Annotated in this window: 13 protein-coding genes and 1 other RNA gene; 6 read left to right on the top strand and 8 right to left on the bottom strand. The window is 53.8% G+C overall.

Annotated elements, in window-relative coordinates:
• Nucleotides 1–44 precede the first annotated feature (44 nt).
• Entirely contained in the window at nt 45–2,195 is a 2,151-nt protein-coding gene (fdhF, locus tag AAHF05_RS09385; protein ID WP_129324536.1) for a formate dehydrogenase subunit alpha, read from the top strand.
• Between the two features lie 418 nt (nt 2,196–2,613).
• Here the strand turns inward: fdhF and AAHF05_RS09380 are convergent, their stop codons facing one another.
• The 3 genes from AAHF05_RS09380 to AAHF05_RS09370 form a co-directional block, all read right to left on the bottom strand.
• Complete coding sequence (locus tag AAHF05_RS09380) at nt 2,614–2,808, bottom strand: YdiH family protein (protein WP_010430192.1); 195 nt, start codon at nt 2,806–2,808, stop codon at nt 2,614–2,616.
• An 85-nt stretch (nt 2,809–2,893) separates the two neighbouring features.
• On the bottom strand, nt 2,894–3,304 hold the full coding sequence (gene menI, locus AAHF05_RS09375) for a 1,4-dihydroxy-2-naphthoyl-CoA hydrolase (protein WP_129324535.1): 411 nt from the start codon (nt 3,302–3,304) through the stop codon (nt 2,894–2,896).
• Nucleotides 3,301–6,357 carry an FAD-binding and (Fe-S)-binding domain-containing protein gene (locus tag AAHF05_RS09370; protein WP_129324534.1) on the bottom strand — a complete coding sequence of 1,019 codons (3,057 nt, stop codon included), beginning with the start codon at nt 6,355–6,357 and terminating at the stop codon, nt 3,301–3,303. Before AAHF05_RS09370 ends, menI begins: the two co-directional genes overlap by 4 nt.
• Nucleotides 6,358–6,556: 199 nt before the next feature.
• Between AAHF05_RS09370 and ydiK the strand changes: the two genes are divergently transcribed.
• Together ydiK and rprA are read left to right on the top strand one after the other, a co-directional pair.
• Nucleotides 6,557–7,672, top strand: coding sequence for an AI-2E family transporter YdiK (gene ydiK, locus AAHF05_RS09365; RefSeq protein ID WP_049006386.1), 1,116 nt, complete (start codon nt 6,557–6,559; stop codon nt 7,670–7,672).
• Between the two features lie 194 nt (nt 7,673–7,866).
• An RNA gene (rprA, locus tag AAHF05_RS09360) (antisense sRNA RprA) lies at nt 7,867–7,974 on the top strand.
• Nucleotides 7,975–8,165: 191 nt separating this feature from the next.
• On the opposite strand, the gene AAHF05_RS09355 is transcribed toward rprA, so the two are convergent.
• The 5 genes from AAHF05_RS09355 to ppsA form a co-directional block, all read right to left on the bottom strand.
• Nucleotides 8,166–8,477 (bottom strand): hypothetical protein, encoded by a 312-nt coding sequence (locus tag AAHF05_RS09355; protein ID WP_129324533.1) that lies wholly within the window; start codon nt 8,475–8,477, stop codon nt 8,166–8,168.
• 466 nt (nt 8,478–8,943) lie between these two features.
• Complete coding sequence (locus tag AAHF05_RS09350; RefSeq protein ID WP_129324532.1) at nt 8,944–9,168, bottom strand: hypothetical protein; 225 nt, start codon at nt 9,166–9,168, stop codon at nt 8,944–8,946.
• Between the two features lie 255 nt (nt 9,169–9,423).
• Nucleotides 9,424–11,799: a glycoside hydrolase family 3 N-terminal domain-containing protein gene (locus AAHF05_RS09345; protein WP_129324531.1), complete on the bottom strand. Its 2,376-nt coding sequence runs from the start codon at nt 11,797–11,799 to the stop codon at nt 9,424–9,426.
• 3 nt (nt 11,800–11,802) lie between these two features.
• Entirely contained in the window at nt 11,803–13,203 is a 1,401-nt protein-coding gene (locus AAHF05_RS09340; protein WP_129324530.1) for an MFS transporter, read from the bottom strand.
• A gap of 233 nt (nt 13,204–13,436) precedes the next feature.
• Nucleotides 13,437–15,815, bottom strand: coding sequence for a phosphoenolpyruvate synthase (gene ppsA, locus AAHF05_RS09335; RefSeq protein WP_028017245.1), 2,379 nt, complete (start codon nt 15,813–15,815; stop codon nt 13,437–13,439).
• 335 nt (nt 15,816–16,150) lie between these two features.
• Between ppsA and ppsR the strand changes: the two genes are divergently transcribed.
• From ppsR to hemP, 3 genes are all read left to right on the top strand, one after another.
• Nucleotides 16,151–16,984 (top strand): posphoenolpyruvate synthetase regulatory kinase/phosphorylase PpsR, encoded by an 834-nt coding sequence (gene ppsR, locus AAHF05_RS09330; RefSeq protein WP_028017244.1) that lies wholly within the window; start codon nt 16,151–16,153, stop codon nt 16,982–16,984.
• A gap of 152 nt (nt 16,985–17,136) precedes the next feature.
• On the top strand, nt 17,137–18,183 hold the full coding sequence (gene aroH, locus AAHF05_RS09325) for a 3-deoxy-7-phosphoheptulonate synthase AroH (RefSeq protein ID WP_129324529.1): 1,047 nt from the start codon (nt 17,137–17,139) through the stop codon (nt 18,181–18,183).
• Nucleotides 18,184–18,361: 178 nt separating this feature from the next.
• On the top strand, nt 18,362–18,544 hold the full coding sequence (gene hemP / locus AAHF05_RS09320) for a hemin uptake protein HemP (protein WP_028017242.1): 183 nt from the start codon (nt 18,362–18,364) through the stop codon (nt 18,542–18,544).
• Nucleotides 18,545–18,590: the final 46 nt, after the last annotated feature.

Here is an 18,590-nt window from a genome sequence, read left to right as displayed (position 1 = left end):
TTTTCCAGCCAACTTTGCTTCATTTCTTAACAGGTCTGTTATTGATGAAAAAGATCGCTAGCGTCTGCCCCTACTGCGGTGCAGGCTGTAAATTAAACCTTGTCGTTGAAAATAACCGTATTATCCGTGCCGAAGCGGCAGAGGGCGTCACAAACCAGGGCACCCTGTGTCTGAAAGGCTTTTACGGCTGGGATTTCCTCAACGATACCCGTCTCCTCACCCCACGCCTGACCCAACCGATGATCCGCTACCACAAAGGAGAGGCATTTACTCCCGTCACCTGGGAAGAGGCAATCCGCTATACCGCCCACAAACTCAGCAGCATTAAAGAGCAGTACGGCCCACGGTCGATCATGACCACCGGCTCCTCCCGTGGTACCGGGAATGAAACCAACTATGTGATGCAGAAATTTGCCCGTGCTGTGCTGAACACCAACAACGTCGACTGCTGCGCACGCGTCTGTCACGGTCCTTCCGTTGCCGGCTTACAGGAAACGTTGGGCAACGGGGCAATGAGTAACTCCATCAACGACATCGAAAACTCAAAATGTCTGCTGGTTTTTGGCTACAACTGCGCAGACTCTCACCCTATCGTCGCCAGACGTGTGCTGAAGGCCCGGGAAAACGGTGCAAAAATCATCGTCTGCGATCCGCGTCGCATTGAAACGGCACGCATTGCCGATCAGCATCTGCAACTAAAAAACGGCAGTAACATGGCGCTGGTTAACGCCTTTGGTTATGTGCTGCTGGAAGAAGAACTCTATGACAAAAACTACGTTGCGCGTTTTACAGAAGGGCTTGAGTCCTATCGTCAGACGGTAAAAGACTATGCACCAGAGAATGTCGAACATCTTACCGGCATTCCCGCCCGCGATGTTCGCCAGGCGATGCGCACTTTTGCGGCGGCACCTTCAGCCACCGTGATGTGGGGCATGGGTGTAACGCAGTTTGGTCAGGCTGTTGATGTGGTTAAAGGACTTTCCAGCCTGGCGCTGCTGACCGGCAACCTTGGACGACCTGCCGTCGGCGTTGGCCCTGTACGCGGCCAAAATAACGTACAGGGTGCCTGCGATATGGGGGTTCTGCCCAATATGTTCCCGGGTTACCAGGACGTCACGGACCCGGCAATCAGGCAGAAGTTCGCTGATGCGTGGGGGATTGACGTCAACAAAATGGACGATCGTGTCGGAACACGCATAACTGAAGTGCCACACCTGGCACTGGAAGGTAAGGTCAAAGCCTATTACATCATGGGGGAAGATCCGCTTCAGACCGAGGCCGATCTCGGCCTGGTTCGCAGCGGTTTTGGGGCCCTCGACTTTGTGGTGGTTCAGGACATCTTTATGACCAAAACAGCGGAAGTAGCGGATGTTCTTCTCCCCGCCACCTCCTGGGGTGAACACGGCGGTGTATTTACCTGTGCCGACCGGGGGTTCCAGCGTTTTGGCAAAGCCATCGAAGCCAGCGGCAACGTGAAGCGCGACTGGGAGATCATCAGCCTGCTCGCAAGCGAAATGGGCTACCCGATGCATTACGAGTCTAACCAGCAGATCTGGGACGAGATGCGCGAGCTGTGCCCGCTGTTCTTCGGCGTGACATATGAAAAAATGGGTGAGATGGGTCATGTCCAGTGGCCGTGCCCGACGCTGGATCATCCGGGAACCCCGTACCTGTACAAAGGCAATCAGTTCGACACCGCATCCGGTAAAGGGCAGCTCTTTGCCGCCCCGTGGCGCGCGCCGGCGGAAACCCCGGATGCGAATTTCCCACTGGTGCTCTGTACGGTACGCGAGGTGGGGCACTACTCCTGCCGCTCCATGACCGGGAACTGCGCCGCGCTGCAAAGCCTGGCCGACGAGCCTGGCCGCGTGCAAATGAACCCTGCCGATGCAGCTAAGCTGGGCATTACAGACGGGCAACTGGTCTGGGTGCGTTCGCGTCGTGGTAAAGTGATTACCCGCGCCAACATTAGCGAGCGTATCAACGCCGGGGCGGTCTATATGACCTATCAGTGGTGGATTGGGACCTGTAACGAACTGACGCAGGACAACCTCGATCCCGTCTCCAAAACGCCGGAGACGAAATACTGCGCGGTGCAGCTGGAGGCGATTGAGGATCAGCGCTGGGCGGAGGATTTTGCGGCTTCATCTTACCAGACGATGAAAACGCGGTTGATAAACGCAGTGAATGTCTGATAATGAATGAGGCTCGCAACGGCGAGCCTCATTTCCCTTACCCAATCATCAGCAGGCAAGACAGGTCGTCCCCGTCATTTATTTTATCAATCGCATGATTCTGGCGGGCATCAATGATTTGATTATGCCGCGTCTTCTCCGAAAAGCTGGTGATGGTTCTCATCATCACTTATCGACTCATCTCTCCATGTATTGATTTCACGCTCAGGAATACCTTGATATAGAAAAACTCGAGAACAATGCGATAAAACTGGCGCATGATAGTCGCAGTATTTTCCCTGGAAAGTAGCTATGGTAAACCTTGTAAAGAAGGAAGTTGCGCAAAACATGGGGCTCTGACAAACATGAACTTTCACAGACGTTTTGCCACTGCTGGTTTATTAAAGGCCGCAATCGCGGCCCTTTCATTTACATACACTCAATGGACGTGAACGCCCAACCGCCAGGCAAAGTAGATCTCTTCTTTCAGTTCATTCGAAGAGAGCGCCAGCAAATCTGCAAATTCCAGCTCAAGTTGTTTCAGCTTTTTCAGGTACTGCGCCGGAGACAGGTTGCTTTTATCGCGACGTAAATATTCAATTGCCAGCTGTGTTGGGGTTATTTCAGTATCCATGATGTCCTCGCTTATGTACAAAACCTGACCACTATATCACAACGCAGTGGCTAACTTTTGACCAAAGGCAAAACATCTGAAATCTTTACACAACTGCCGTCGTCAGCCGCGACGAACAGCACAAACGATCCTGCTCATCGAGAATGTCAATTTGCCATACCTGATGGCGGCTTCCGGCGTGCAGGGCGCGACAAATACCGCGCACGCGCCCGCTGCGCACCGAGCGAATATGGTTAGCATTCACCTCAAGCCCGACAACCTTCTGCTCCCCTTCAGTGCAGAGATACCCTGCTACCGAGCCCAGCGTTTCAGCCAGCACGACGGACGCGCCACCGTGCAATAAACCAAACGGCTGGTGCGTGCGACGATCGACGGGCATGGTCGCCTCGATATCATCGTCGCCAATGCGGGTGAACTGGATATCCAGCAGTCCCACCATATTGCCCTCGCCCATAGCGTTCAGCGCCTGCAGCGTCACAGCACGTTTCCAGATCATCCAATTATCTCCAGTAAAGCCTGCAATGGGTGGCGTACCCCGTTACCTTCTACCCGTTTCACCTGACTACGACAGGAGTAGCCTGTCGCCAGACAGCGGTTTCGCGGCAAACGCTGCATCGCCTGATGCCAGGACAACTCGTAGATACCGAGCGAGTTCGCGTGATTTTTCACTTCGTGTCCGTAGGTTCCGGCCATGCCGCAGCAGCCCACATTGACGCTCTCCAGCTTCGCGCCGAAGCGGGCAAAGACAGAGGCCCACTGGGCAGGAGCGCCCGGCAGCGCGGTAACTTCCGTACAGTGACCGAACAGATACCACGGTTCACCGCTGACATCCTGAACAGCCTTATCCTCCAGGGCCATCGGCAGCCACTCGTGCACCAGCATGACGTGGAAATCACCACGTTTATTGCCCAGCGTCTGCTTGTATTCATCGCGATAGCAGAGCACCAGCGCCGGATCGACGCCAACCATCGGTATACCCAGTTGCGCCACACGGTTTAAGAAATCAGAGGTTTTCTGCGCGGTTTTCGCAAAGCGCGTCAGGAAGCCTTTAATGTGCTGCGCCTTACCATTCGGAGAGAACGGCAGAACCACTGGCTGATAACCCAGCTTCTCTGACAAGCGGATGAAATCCGCGACCACTTGCGCATCGTAGTAACTGGTGAACGGATCCTGCACCACCAGCACCACATTTGCTTTTTGCTCGGGGGCTAACGTCTCAAGCTGTTCAAGGGTCATGTTCGCTGAGCTGTGCCCGACGAGCTGTCGTTGCAGCGACGGTACCGACAGCAGCGGCAGATCGACCATTCCGATATGTTTTTCGGAGAGCTTGCGCACCAGTGGTTGGTTAATAAAGAAGTTAAAGGTCTTTGGCGCACGCGCCATCAGCGGCGCATAACTTTCAACTGTCGCCACCAGATGGTCACGTACCGGACGCAGGTATCGGGTGTGATAAAGCTGCAGAAAACGCGAACGGAACTCCGGCACATCTATCTTAATCGGGCATTGGGTTGAGCAGGCTTTGCAGGCCAGACAGCCAGACATCGCCTCTTTCACCTCATGGGAGAAATCATACTCGCCTTTATTTGCATGCCAGCTATTCCGTGTGCGCTCAATCAGCGAACGCAGGCTGGCGCGTTTTTCCGGTAGCTCCTGCTCAAGCTTGAGCGGATCCACTCCGCGGTCGGCCAGCAGACGCAGCCATTCGCGCACCAGCGTTGCACGCCCTTTCGGAGAATGGATACGGTTACTGGTGATTTTCATCGACGGACACATCGGGCTTTTCACATCAAAGTTAAAGCACAGGCCGTTGCCGTTGCACTCCATCGCGCCGCGCCATGAGGAGCGTACCGCGATAGGGATCTGTCGGTCATAGGTGCCGCGTTTAACGGCATCCACCCGCAGCATCGGCGCATCCACACCTTCAGGCGGACAGATTTTCCCCGGGTTGAGACGGTTATCCGGGTCAAACGCCGCTTTAACTTTGCGCAACTCCGCATAGAGCTGCTCGCCGAAAAATGCCGGACTGTATTCAGCGCGGAAGCCTTTACCGTGCTCGCCCCACAGCAGGCCGCCATATTTCGCGGTTAACGCAACGACGTCATCGGAGATCTGTTTCATCAGGATCTCCTGCTGCGGGTCGCACATATCCAGCGCCGGACGCACGTGCAACACCCCGGCGTCAACGTGGCCAAACATGCCATAGCTCAGGCCGTGGCTGTCCAGCAGAGCACGAAACTCAACGATATAATCCGCCAGATGCTCAGGCGGAACGCAGGTATCTTCGGCAAACGGAATGGGCTTGGCCGCCCCTTTCGCGTTGCCAAGTAGCCCCACGGCTTTTTTCCGCATCGCGTAGATACGTTCAATGCCGGCCAGATCGTTACAGAGCTGCCAGCCAATCACCCCAGCTTCACCCTGCGCAATAAGTTCATCCAGCCGCTGACAGAGCGTCGTCACCTGGTTTTCAATAAGCGCCGCGTCATCGCCGGCAAATTCAACGATATTAAGGCCAAGCATTTCTTTATCTGGCACATCGGTAATCAGCTCACTGACGGAGTGCCAGACGATATCTTCCCGGGCCAGATTCAATACTTTGGAGTCAACGGTTTCAACCGACAGCGCTTGCGCTTCCACCATAAAAGGTGCATTACGCAGCGCAGAGTCGAAAGAGTCATATTTGACGTTCACCAGGCGACGCACCTTTGGCAACCGGGTGATATCAAGCCGCGCCTCGGTAATAAACGCCAGCGTTCCCTCGGAGCCGGTCAGTATGCGGGTTAAATCGAACTGGGTCAGATCATCGTTAAACACATGACGCAGATCGTACCCGGTCAGAAAACGGTTCAGTTTGGGGAATTTGTCGAGGATCAGCTGACGGTTTTCGCGGCAGCGCTCCAGCACGGTACGATAGATCCGTCCGCTGGCGGTGTTATCTTTACCCAGGGTTTCCGCCAGTGCAACCGGCATCGGCTGCGTATCAAGAATATCACCGCCCAGCAGAACGGCACGCACGCCCAGCACGTGATCGGAGGTTTTACCGTACACCAGCGAGCCCTGACCGGAGGCATCCGTGTTGATCATCCCGCCGAGGGTCGCGCGGTTGCTGGTGGAGAGCTCAGGGGCAAAAAAGTAGCCGTAAGGCTTGAGATACTGATTCAACTGATCTTTGATAACGCCCGCCTCGACCCGCACCCATCCCTCTTCAGGGTTGATTTCAATAATGCGGTTCATATAGCGGGACATATCAACAATGATGCCCTGGTTCAGCGCCTGGCCATTGGTTCCGGTGCCACCGCCACGTGGGGTAAAGACCAGAGAAGCAAACCGCTCCTGCGTTGCCAGCCGGGCGATAAGCGCGACATCGGCCGTTGAACGAGGGAAAACAACGGCATCGGGAAGAAGCTGGTAGATACTGTTATCAGTCGCCATCGTCAGCCTGTCGGCATAATTCGTGGCGGTATCACCTGTAAAACCCTGTTGCTCCAGTGCCTGCAAAAAATTAAGCACCAGCTGAACGACGCCAGGTGCCTGAGAAATCTGTGGGATCATGACTGTCGACCCTAATTAGAGTAATTTGAAATCGTTTGCGTTGTGTCTGGAAAGTTTTATCACATTTTTTTCTTATGTGCTTCGTAGAATTACGGGCAAAATCCGCCTGTCAAAAATCGCCGAAATCACTAATGATTAGAGAGACGCGGTTTTCCGTTCCCGCCAGCCACGCTGGTGTTCATTAAAGGAAGTTTCAAATATGGTCAATCTTCGCCAGCCCAGGGATGTTGCGCAAATCTTGCTGTCGGTGCTGTTCCTGGCTCTCATGATTATTGCGTGTCTGTGGATTGTTCAACCCTTTATTCTCGGCTTCGCCTGGGCTGCGACCGTTGTCGTTGCCACGTGGCCTTTACTGTTGCGTTTGCAGAAGCTGCTGTTTGGCCGCCGCGGGTTAGCGGTGCTGGTTATGACACTCTTGTTGTTCCTGCTGTTTATTATTCCCATTGCTTTACTGGTGAATAGCCTGGTGGATTCCAGTGGTCCGATAATTCGAGCCATTACCAGTGGTGAGCTGACGCTACCGGATCTCGCCTGGCTAAACAGTATTCCAGTGGTGGGTGCCAAACTCTATAGCGGCTGGCATAGCCTGCTGGAGATGGGCGGCAGCGCGTTGATGGCGAAAGTGCGTCCTTATATTGGTACCACCACCACCTGGTTTGTGGGACAGGCGGCGCATATTGGTCGCTTTATGATGCACTGTACCCTGATGCTGGTCTTCAGTGCCCTGCTCTACTGGCGTGGTGAGCAAGTTGCTTTGGGTGTTCGTCATTTTGCTACCCGTCTGGCTGGCAAACGGGGTGACGCAGCGGTACTGCTGGCTGCACAGGCTGTGCGCGCGGTTGCGCTTGGCGTTGTGGTAACGGCGCTGGTGCAGGCGATACTGGGCGGTATCGGTCTGGCAATTTCCGGTGTGCCGTACGCCACCGTCTTTACCGTTGTGATGTTGATGACCTGTCTTGCGCAACTGGGACCGTTGCTGGTGCTGATACCCAGCATCATCTGGCTTTACTGGACAGGTGATACCACGTGGGGAACGGTTCTGCTGGTGTGGAGCTGCGTGGTTGGTACGATGGACAACGTCATTCGTCCAATACTCATCCGCATGGGTGCTGACCTGCCGCTGATCCTGATCCTCTCAGGCGTTATTGGTGGATTGATTGCCTTTGGCATGATTGGCCTGTTTATTGGCCCGGTGCTTCTCGCCGTGACATGGCGTCTGTTCTCCGCCTGGGTGCATGAAGTGCCGCCACCGGGTACTGACCCGGACCTCATCCTGAATGAGCTGGAAGAGCTCGAAGATAAGAACAGTCAGTAACCGCAGTGCCGGGTAAGATATGCTTACCCGGCCCTTAATACTTAAGCAATACTTAACTATTTATTCATTGAGCACTGGTCAGACCCACCTTCCCTGCACTAAATCTGCTGCTAACCTCAAGAAATCTTTACGTCTCTTTAACTATTGAGACGAATCTGATCGACGCTAAATAACACAATGCCTAGTATTAGCACACGGTTATAAATCAACACCTTGGTTTATAAGCATGGAAATCCCCTGAGTGAAACAACGAATTGCTGTGTGTAGTCTTTGCCCATCTCCCACGATGGGCTTTTTTTTCAGTAAATTACGGCGCTCTAAAGACCTTCAGTGCCCAAACCGTGTAAAGTGCAAAAAAGTACCAAACTGCATACCACCCTTGAAATATCAATAAATTAAACTACATGCATGCTATTTCTAGATGTGTGACAAACACAAAAAGGGCCAAAAAATGGAGGTTCCGGAATCTCTTTAATCTCCTGCTCTTCATCGTCTAGAAAGTTCCCCTGCATTCAAATTCATTAATCTTAGGCATAACAGGACTAAATACAGAGATGATAGTTAAATTATCATTCACCCAATGAACATAAAGCCTATTCTGATCATCAAAGGTAAAGACACTACTACCATCCTCAGCAGTTCCCGAGTGATAGTACTGCTTGCCAGCGTACCCCATAAATTCACCCTGCCTAACAACACCATTTTCAATAGTGACTTTCTTCCCGTTCATATCCTTACAGACATAACTAGAAGCATTAGCACTGCAAGAAGCAAGCACAAGAACAGCTATCAATAGTTTTCTCATTACAGGCTACCCACCATCTGATTTATCCCGCCGCGAATCATACACTGGCTAATCATGTAAAGGTGTGTAGCTTCACACAGCCTTTTATAGTTACGCGCGCTCTGCTCGCTATCATTCTTAGCTGTGAGTGCGGTAGCTAAGCCTTAAGGGTATTCTGCTCCTGCCCTGTTCTCTTCTTGTCCCGCAGTTGCTCTAGCTCTAGTGTTAAGTATTAAGCCTTGCGGCTGTGCTTCTGCCTAAGCCACCGCTAAATCCTGCTCATGATTTGCTTTCTGTTCATTCGGTGACGTTCACCCACACTCTGTCGTAATTAGGGCATCATCAAACGTTTCATGTTCTATCTGTTATTAATAAGAGCAATAACCATATTTATGATGCGAGCCATAGTTGCCGTGTGAATACAGCCCTTTAGGGCAAGCAAAGGCGGTGAACGTTAAACGGATTCATATCACTGCAAATAATGTTTTCACTGGACAACTTCGGTTACTTCCCCTGTCTCATTATCCTGTACTTCACCATTACCAACCCATTCACCTTGATGTTCATCACCACTTTCTACCGTAATAGTTACTTCTTGCTCACCTGCGGTGGCACAAATATCAGAGCCGTTAGAATCTGTATATTCATAATCGCAAGCAAGCACTGAAAAACTAGCAGAGACTAACGATACAGCAATAATTAACTTTTTCATTTATTCACCTTTAATTTTTTTCTTAGCGGAACGAATAGCTACCACGTCACAGGCCTAACCATATCAGCGGAACAAACGACAGGAAAGCAACTATGTAAGCAATGATGAATGCAATGAAATGCGCTTCAGTATCCATGCAGAGAATAACCATTTCTTTAAAGGTCACAGGCATTTTAAGTTCACTCTGCTTCACATCTGCATTATGTGCAATTGGAAGCTTTGCCCATCTCCCATGATGGGCTTTTTTTGTCCTGACTACGCGCGCTTAACCTGACAGCTACTGAGCATCTGCCACTCCGCAGACAGCAACCGCGTTTCACCTGTCACATTAACCGTCACCACCTCGCGGATATCCGTCGACGATGCGCCAATCTGCAACTCAAACTCACCCGGCTCAACAATGCGTTTTCCGTCCCGACGGGTGAAGTTGAACATCTCAACTGGCAGCATAAAAGTGAGCGTGGCGGTTTCGCCCGGCGAGAGCGTGACCCGCTGGAATGCCTTTAGCTCCTGAAGTGGCCGTACCTGCGTGGCAACCTTATCCCTGACGTAAACCTGCACCACCTCGCTGCCACTGCGTTCTCCGGTATTGGTAATTTCCACACTCAGCGTCACCTCACCGTCAACCGGCACGCTGGATGCCACCACTTTCGCCGTTCCCCAGTTAAACTGCGTCCAGCCAAGGCCGAAACCAAACGGATAACGAGATCCGAAATGGAACGCAAACGGCGTACCGCCACTTTTGAGCTTGTGATTGTAGTAATACGGCATTGCCCCGGCACTTTTCGGTACACTCACTACCAGACGCCCTTGCGGTTCCGCACGCCCTGTCAGTACGTCCGCAATCGCCCAGCCCCCTTCCTGCCCTGGAGCCCAGGCCATCATGAGCGCCGCTACTTTGTCTTCCAGTCCCTGAAGGTTGTATGGCCGCCCTCCGGTCATCACGACAATCACCGGTTTGCCGGTGGCTACCAGCGCCTCCAGAAGTTGCTGCTGCACACCCGGCAGATTCAGAGAATCGGTATCAGACCCTTCCCCTACCGTGCCGCTCTGGAACAATCCGGCGAGGTCGCCAACGAAAGCCACTACCACATCACTCTCTTGCGCAGCGTTAACAGCCTCGGAGATCAAATCAGTACATTGAGAAACCGGCGACTGCTGCATCGGTTTGCCGCCGCTGTCGCCCGGGAAGACCGGCGCGCCCGCCATCCGTTTTTCGATAATGTGACACCCTTTGGCGTAGCGGACCTGTGAGGCACCAAGATAATGCTCCAGCGCCGCACGCGGGGTCGTGACCTGCGAGGTCTCTTCCACCATATCGCTGATGATCAAATGCACCGGGAAGCTGTAGCCGCTGAGCAGCGCGAGCGGGTCGTCCGCCGTCGGCCCCACCACCGCCACGCGGGGTTTACCCCCGAGCGGTAAAATGCCGTTGTTTTCCAGCAGCGTGAGCGATTTCGTCGCCACTTCCCTAGCGGCCCGGCGGGCCATATCGTTTTGCAGATCGATACCATTTTCATCCGCGTACGGGTTTTCAAACAGGCCAAGGCGGAATTTTTCCGTCAGCGTACGCGCCACAATCTCATCGACCTTCGCCATAGAGATTAGCCCGCGCTCTACCGCTTCCGCCAGATGCCGCGCGCAGTCATCTTTCGGCAGCTCAACGTCCAGCCCGGCGTTGAACGCCAGCGCAGCGGATTCGGCCGCGTCGTGGGAAATCCCGTGGTGCTGGTGCAGCAGGCTGACGCCGCCGTAGTCCGCGACAATAATCCCGTCGAACCCCCACTGCTCGCGCAGGACGGTGGTCAGCAGGAAGCTGTCGCTGTGCCCCGGCTGGTTATCAATATCGTGGTACGCGGGCATAACCGAACCGGCGTTTGCCAGCTTGACCGCCATTTCAAACGGCAGCAGGAAGGTGTCGTTCAGCTCGCTGAATCCGAGGTGGACCGGCGCATGGTTGCGCGCGCCTTCGCTGAACGAGTGACCCACGTAATGTTTCAGGGTCGCCAGCAGATCGCGTTTATCGCCCTGTAAGCCCTTCACGTAGGCGGTGGCCATCACCCCCACCAGCCACGGATCTTCACCAAAGGTCTCTTCGGTACGCCCCCAGCGGACATCGCGAGAGACATCCAGCACGGGCGCCAGCCCCTGCTGACAGCCAACGGACCGCGCCTCTTTACCGATCTGCTCTGCCACGCGCTGTACCAGTTCAGGATCCCAGGTAGAGCCGTAGTTCAGCGACGACGGGAACAGCGTGGCGTCTTTGCACAGCAGCCCCACCAGGCACTCTTCATGGAACAGCGCCGGTATGCCGAGACGCGTCTCCTCCATCATCATGCGCTGCAGGCGGTTAGCGGCACGCACCCCAGTTTTCGCGTCGACGATATGGGTACCCAGTGGACGGGTGATCTGCCCGACGCCCAGCTTTAGCCGTTCGCTCAGCGCAGCCTGCTCGCTCACGCCGGAGAATTCGTCACTCAGATCGCTGCGCTCACGATGGTTACCGTTTTCATCGAGGATCAGCCAGTACGCATGCATCTGGGCAAACTTCTCTTCCGGGGTCATACGTGCCAGTAAGTCGGCGACGCGCTCGTGCACGGGACGTCCCGCGTCCTTATAGATAGCTGTCATGTTTTACTCCTGTAGTGCGGAAGGGGTTGCCGGGCTGAGCTGCCCCGGGTCAGGTCTCACCTCACGTTTGCTGGCCAGCTCCCGGGCAATGGAATCCACCAGCCGGCTGTTAAGTTTGTAGATAGCAAGCAGCGCGACCATGCAGAGGAACAACGCGCAAGGGATAAGGGTGAACAGTGCATTAATGGTAGAGAGAACATGCGGTGCCTGAGTTGCCTGTCCCGGGGCGTAATCCACCATACCAAGGACCCAGCCGACGACCGCCCCACCCAGCGCCAGGCCAAATTTGATGGCAAACAGCGCGGTGGAAAAAACCAGCCCGTCCAGGCGACGACCGCTGCGGTGCTCTTCGTAGTCGACCACATCGGAGAACATGGTCCACTGGAGCGGTGTGGTGAGGTTTTGCACAAAGCTAAAGACAATATTGAGGCCAAAGATCAGCCAGACCTGCGAAGGGGGAAGGAAGAAAATCAGCGCGCCGAAGATGACGAAGGAAATAATGGTCCACTGGTAGGCCCGGACGCGGTCAAATTTGCCCAGCAACCGTTCGGATAATAATGCGCCGCTTAAGGAGGCCACCATTCCGGAAACAATAAAGGCAAAAACCAGCTCCGGACGCAACAGCACATAGTTGACGTAATACATGGTGGCGGAACCGCGCGTCACCACCGCCGTTAACAGCAAAATATTAAACACGAACACAATACGCCACTGGCTGTTTCCGGCCAGCAGTTTTAAATCGGTGAGCATGGAGCCGGAGGTATCATTGCGCGGAGAATAACGCTCGCGAGTCATCAGGAAGCAGCAGAAGAACAGTACAATCCCGAGTAGTCCCATCAGGCTCATGGCATAGAAATAGCCTTTCTGCACGTTGCCCTGTCCTAACAATGAGACCAGCGGCAGGGCAATAACCGTAACAATCAACCCACCGATAAACGACAGGCCAAAGCGCCATGACTGCAGAGAGTGACGCTCGCGCGGATCCAGCGTCAGCGCGCCGGGCATGGCGCAGTAAGGTACGTTAATCGCGGAATAAATCAGGCTTAAGATCGCGTAGGTCACGCAGGCATACGCAATTTTCGCCGTAGGTCCCACGTCCGGAACATAGAAGGTGATGAGGCAGCTCACGCCAAACGGAATGGCGAACCACAGCAACCATGGACGGAAACGGCCATGACGCGTTTGCGTACGGTCGACCAGTGCACCAATGCACGGGTCGACAAACGCATCGACCACGCGTACCACTAAAAACATGGTGCCCATAATCGCGGCGGGCAACCCAAAAACGTCCGTATAGAAATAAGCAAGAAATAACGTAGCCGTTTGCCAGACCAGCGCGCTGGCCATATCACCTAAGCCGTAACCTATTTTATCTTTGGTACGCAATACAGAGGAAAGTGTCATTGTTATTTGCCTTTTTATCAGGTTAAAACGTATTTCAACCAGTTGCGCATCATCGGTAGGGAAATGCGCAGTAAGGCTCAAGTATTAGCAACGGTTTGCGCGCTAACAATTGTCTAAATTAACAGACAAATTATGATATTTGGTTTTTTACTTTATTTGTGATGGGGAGCAAATAAGAAGAGAAATAAAAAAGGCGAGGAATAATCTCCTCGCCTTTTCGGGTTATGATGGTGTTACTTGTTCAGTTCTGCCAGGCTCAGCCAGGTTTGCACCACGGTGTCCGGGTTCAGGGACAGACTATCAATCCCCTCTTCCATCAGCCATGCGGCAAAGTCTTCATGGTCGGATGGGCCCTGACCACAAATCCCAACGTATTTACCCTGTTTCTTCGCCGCACGAATGGACATCGACAGCAGTGCTTTCACCGCCTCGTTACGCTCATCGAACAGCTCAGAGACCACACCGGAGTCACGGTCCAGGCCCAGCGTCAGCTGCGTCATGTCGTTCGAGCCGATCGAGAAGCCGTCGAAGTGTTCCAGGAACTGCTCGGCCAGCAGGGCGTTGGACGGGATTTCACACATCATGATGATCTTCAGCCCGTTCTCGCCGCGCTTCAGCCCCTGACGCGCCAGCTCGTCCACAACGGCTTTCGCCTGATCCACCGTACGCACAAACGGGATCATGATTTCGACGTTGGTCAGTCCCATGTCGTTGCGCACGCGTTTCACCGCTTCACACTCCAGCGCGAAGCAGTCGCGGAAGCTTTCGGACACATAACGTCCAGCCCCACGGAAGCCCAGCATTGGGTTCTCTTCTTCCGGCTCATAGCGCTCGCCGCCCACCAGGTTGGCGTATTCGTTAGACTTAAAGTCAGACAGACGCACAATCACGCGTTTCGGGTAGAAGGCGGCACCCAGGGTGGCAATCCCTTCCGTCAGACGGCCGACGTAGAACTCTTTCGGTGAGTCGTAGCCTTTCATCATCTCGCGGATTTCGTTCTGCAGTTTCGGGTCCTGATCATCAAACTCCAGCAGTGCACGCGGGTGAACGCCGATCATACGGTTGATGATAAATTCGAGACGTGCCAGGCCCACACCTTCGTTCGGAAGGCAGGCGAAGTCAAACGCGCGGTCCGGGTTGCCAACGTTCATCATGATCTTCAGCGGCAGGTCCGGCATGGTTTCAACACTGGAACTTTTCACGCTGAAGTCGAGGATATCGGCATACACATAGCCGGTATCGCCTTCGGCGCAGGAGACAGTTACATTCTGTCCGTCTTTCATGCGCTCAGTGGCATCACCGCAGCCGACAACCGCAGGAATACCCAGCTCGCGGGCAATGATCGCCGCGTGACAGGTACGACCGCCACGGTTGGTGACGATAGCCGCCGCTTTCTTCATGATCGGTTCCCAGTCCGGGTCGGTCATGTCGGTCACCAGCACGTCGCCTGGCTCAATACGGTTCATCTCGCTGATGTCGTGGATCACTTTGACCGGACCAGCACCGATGCGGTGGCCGATAGCACGACCTTCCGCAACGATTTTACCCTGCGCGTGCAGCGTATAACGCTCCATGACCTGGCCGCGAGAGCGGACGGTTTCCGGACGCGCCTGCACGATAAACAGCTTGCCGGTGTTCCCGTCTTTCGCCCATTCGATGTCCATTGGACGACCGTAGTGTTTTTCAATCTGTACCGCCTGCTTCGCCAGTTCCTGTACTTCAGCGTCAGTCAGGGAGAAGCGGTCACGCTGCTCCTGCGGTACATCTTCAATTTTAACCTGCTTGCCATGCTCCTGGGTTGGGGCATAGATCATGCGGATTTTTTTCGAGCCCATGGTGCGGCGCACCACCGCCGGGCGGCCAGCAGCCAGCGTTGGTTTGTGGACATAGAATTCATCAGGGTTGACCGCCCCCTGAACCACCATCTCACCCAGACCCCACGCGGAAGTGATAAACACCACCTGGTCGAAGCCGGATTCGGTATCAATGGAGAACATCACGCCGGATGAGCCCACGTCCGAGCGCACCATGCGCTGTACACCTGCGGAAAGTGCTACGCCGCGATGGTCATAGCCCTGGTGCACGCGATAAGAGATGGCACGGTCGTTGAACAGGGAAGCAAACACGTGCTTCACCGCCACCAGCACGGCATCGTATCCCTGCACGTTCAGGAAGGTTTCCTGCTGCCCGGCAAACGAGGCGTCTGGCATATCTTCTGCGGTTGCAGAAGAACGCACGGCAAAGGAGGCTTGCGCATCGTCAGCAGAGAGCTGGTTGTACGCATCGTGAATGGCTTTTTCCAGTTCCGGCTGGAAAGGTGTGTCGATAATCCACTGGCGGATTTGTGACCCGGCTTTGGCAAGCTCGGTAACGTCATCAATATCCGTTTTATCCAGCAGGTCGTAAATGCGCTGGTTCACGCCGCTCTGGTCTAAAAACAGGTTAAACGCATCGGCAGTTGTGGCAAACCCGTTTGGTACGGAGACACCCATACCCGACAGATTTGTAATCATTTCACCCAGGGAGGCATTTTTGCCCCCAACTCTGTCTACATCATTCATGCCGAGTTGGTTATACCAAAGCACCAGCGGTGACGAGCCATTGTTGGACATCGAAACAATCCTTTTGTGATATTTGATCGGAGTAAGTAACACCTGACTACGTATTTATAGTGGCATATTTATTAGCGCTAAAAAAACGGTGAATCGTGTAAGCAATTTAAATTTTCAACTTTTCGGATACTTTCCCATCACCCACGAACCCGATGATTCCTATATATTCAGCCAGAAACCACAAAAATAAAGTCGCTATTTGAAAAATGAAATCCACTTTTCAGGAAAATCAAAAACATCGTTTCATTTATAATTAAGATAAGTTCTTTGCTGTGTAATTTACTTTTTTAATTTATGCTTTCAGGCAATTAGGTATGATATTCAGGGTGAGTAAAATGGATAATGCTGTCGATCGCCACGTTTTTTATATTTCTGATGGTACGGCGATCACCGCCGAGGTGCTGGGCCATGCGGTGATGTCGCAGTTTCCCGTTTCGATTAACAGCATCACGCTGCCGTTTGTCGAAAATGAGAGCCGCGCCAAAGCGGTGAAGGACCAGATTGATGCCATCTACCAGCAGACCGGCGTCCGCCCGCTGGTATTCTACTCGATCGTGATCCCCGAGATTCGCTCCATCATTCTGCAAAGTGAAGGCTTCTGTCAGGATATCGTCCAGGCGCTGGTGGCTCCGCTGCAAAGCGAGCTTAAGCTTGACCCGACCCCGATCGCTCATCGTACCCACGGGCTAAACCCCGGCAATCTGACCAAGTACGATGCGCGTATCGCTGCCATTGATTACACCCTGGCACATGACGACGGTATCTCGCTGCGTAATCTTGACCAGGCGCAGGTGATCCTGCTTGGCGTATCGCGCTGCGGCAAAACGCCAACCAGCCTCTATCTGGCGATGCAGTTTGGTATTCGTGCCGCAAACTACCCCTTTATTGCTGACGACATGGATAACCTGGTGCTACCTGCCGCCCTTAAGCCTCTGCAACATAAGTTGTTCGGCCTGACGATCAACCCGGAACGCCTTGCCGCCATCCGCGAAGAACGCCGCGAGAACAGCCGCTACGCCTCCATGCGCCAGTGCCGGATGGAGGTCTCCGAAGTGGAAGCGCTGTACCGCAAAAACCAGATCCCGTGGCTGAACAGCACCAACTATTCGGTTGAAGAAATTGCCACCAAAATTCTCGACATCATGGGGCTTAATCGCCGCATGTACTAATATGCTAGTACATTAGCTCGGATTCAGGTATCATCATCGGCAACCACGGGGCGGTGTCGCCCCGAACTTGAAATCAGCAGGGATTGGTTTAAGGTGATGCCCATCACTTCCCGGTAGTCTGCCGATGAAGCAAAAATTTTCTGAGACATTCCATGAATAAAACCGACGAACTCCGCACTGCGCGCATCGACAGCCTGGTTACCCCGGCTGAACTGGCACTGCGGCATCCTGTTTCCGCCACCGTTGCGGAACATGTCACGGCTTCCCGCCGGCGCATTGAAAAAATCCTGAATGGTGAAGACAAACGTCTTCTGGTAGTGATTGGGCCTTGCTCCATCCACGATCTGGATGCCGCAATGGATTATGCCAAACGACTTCAGGGGCTGCGGGACAAATACCAGCATCGCCTTGAGATCGTGATGCGAACCTACTTTGAAAAACCGCGGACCGTAGTGGGCTGGAAAGGCCTGATTTCCGATCCTGATCTGAACGGTAGCTACCGCGTGAACCACGGTATTGAGCTGGCGCGCAAACTGCTCCTGCAGGTCAATGAACTGGGCGTACCAACGGCGACCGAATTTCTCGATATGGTGACCGGGCAGTTTATCGCCGATCTCATCAGCTGGGGCGCAATTGGCGCACGTACCACCGAAAGCCAAATCCACCGCGAGATGGCCTCCGCCCTCTCCTGTCCGGTCGGCTTTAAAAACGGAACTGACGGTAACACCCGTATCGCGGTAGATGCGATCCGCGCTGCCCGTGCCAGCCATATGTTCCTGTCGCCGGATAAGAGCGGTCACATGACCATCTACCAGACCAGCGGTAACCCGTACGGGCATATCATTATGCGCGGCGGGAAGAAACCCAATTACCATGCACAAGATATTGCGGCCGCCTGTGAAACGCTGGCAGAGTTCGACCTGCCGGAACATCTGGTGGTGGATTTCAGCCACGGTAACTGTCAGAAACAGCATCGCCGCCAGCTGGATGTGTGCGATGAAATTTGCCAGCAGATCCGCAGCGGCTCAACCGCCATCGCGGGGATTATGGCCGAAAGTTTCATCAAGGAAGGCACGCAGAAGATCGTTGCCGGACAGCAGATGGTGTACGGACAGTCGATCACCGACCCATGCCTGAGCTGGGAAGACAGCGAACTGCTGCTGGAGAAACTGGCTTCTGCGGTAGATACGCGCTTCTAAAATCCAGCCCTTCTCCTTCTCCCTCTCCCAAAGGGAGAGGGGCGGGGTGAGGGCATCAAGCCGCACTTCACCCCCAAATTTGATCCTCTCACCCTTTTTTCACAAAAACGCTTGCTGTGAATTTACAGTTTATTGATAATGATTATCATTGTTACATTGATTGTCATTTATAAACATTATGTCACGTACGGATAACAACGCGGCAACGCCAGAAAAAACACACACAGCCCCTGCCTCCACCGAGCGTCGGATTGACAGCAAAGCCCTGCTCGGCGATGAGGGGCGGGTGATTATCGAGCATGACGGTCAGCACTACCTGCTACGCCAGACCCATGCCGGAAAACTGATCCTGACTAAATAAACAACACGATAACTTCGCCAGCCACCCAGGTGTTCCCCAGGCAGCC

It is taken from the genome of Enterobacter adelaidei (assembly GCF_041937165.1).
GTDB classification, from domain to species: domain Bacteria; phylum Pseudomonadota; class Gammaproteobacteria; order Enterobacterales; family Enterobacteriaceae; genus Enterobacter; species Enterobacter adelaidei.
Note: the sequence above shows the minus strand (reverse complement) of the source record. Positions and strands in the feature narration are given on the sequence as shown.

What these genes read in the sequence shown, in the direction of transcription:
- aroH (WP_129324529.1), top strand. Translation starts at nt 17,137, where the DNA reads ATGAATAAAACCGACGAACTCCGCACTGCGCGCATCGACAGCCTGGTT.
- AAHF05_RS09355 (WP_129324533.1), bottom strand. Translation starts at nt 8,477, where the DNA reads ATGAGAAAACTATTGATAGCTGTTCTTGTGCTTGCTTCTTGCAGTGCT.
- hemP (WP_028017242.1), top strand. Translation starts at nt 18,362, where the DNA reads ATGTCACGTACGGATAACAACGCGGCAACGCCAGAAAAAACACACACA.
- AAHF05_RS09380 (WP_010430192.1), bottom strand. Translation starts at nt 2,808, where the DNA reads ATGGATACTGAAATAACCCCAACACAGCTGGCAATTGAATATTTACGT.
- AAHF05_RS09345 (WP_129324531.1), bottom strand. Translation starts at nt 11,799, where the DNA reads ATGACAGCTATCTATAAGGACGCGGGACGTCCCGTGCACGAGCGCGTC.
- AAHF05_RS09370 (WP_129324534.1), bottom strand. Translation starts at nt 6,357, where the DNA reads ATGATCCCACAGATTTCTCAGGCACCTGGCGTCGTTCAGCTGGTGCTT.
- ppsA (WP_028017245.1), bottom strand. Translation starts at nt 15,815, where the DNA reads ATGTCCAACAATGGCTCGTCACCGCTGGTGCTTTGGTATAACCAACTC.
- menI (WP_129324535.1), bottom strand. Translation starts at nt 3,304, where the DNA reads ATGATCTGGAAACGTGCTGTGACGCTGCAGGCGCTGAACGCTATGGGC.
- AAHF05_RS09340 (WP_129324530.1), bottom strand. Translation starts at nt 13,203, where the DNA reads ATGACACTTTCCTCTGTATTGCGTACCAAAGATAAAATAGGTTACGGC.
- ydiK (WP_049006386.1), top strand. Translation starts at nt 6,557, where the DNA reads ATGGTCAATCTTCGCCAGCCCAGGGATGTTGCGCAAATCTTGCTGTCG.
- fdhF (WP_129324536.1), top strand. Translation starts at nt 45, where the DNA reads ATGAAAAAGATCGCTAGCGTCTGCCCCTACTGCGGTGCAGGCTGTAAA.
- ppsR (WP_028017244.1), top strand. Translation starts at nt 16,151, where the DNA reads ATGGATAATGCTGTCGATCGCCACGTTTTTTATATTTCTGATGGTACG.
- AAHF05_RS09350 (WP_129324532.1), bottom strand. Translation starts at nt 9,168, where the DNA reads ATGAAAAAGTTAATTATTGCTGTATCGTTAGTCTCTGCTAGTTTTTCA.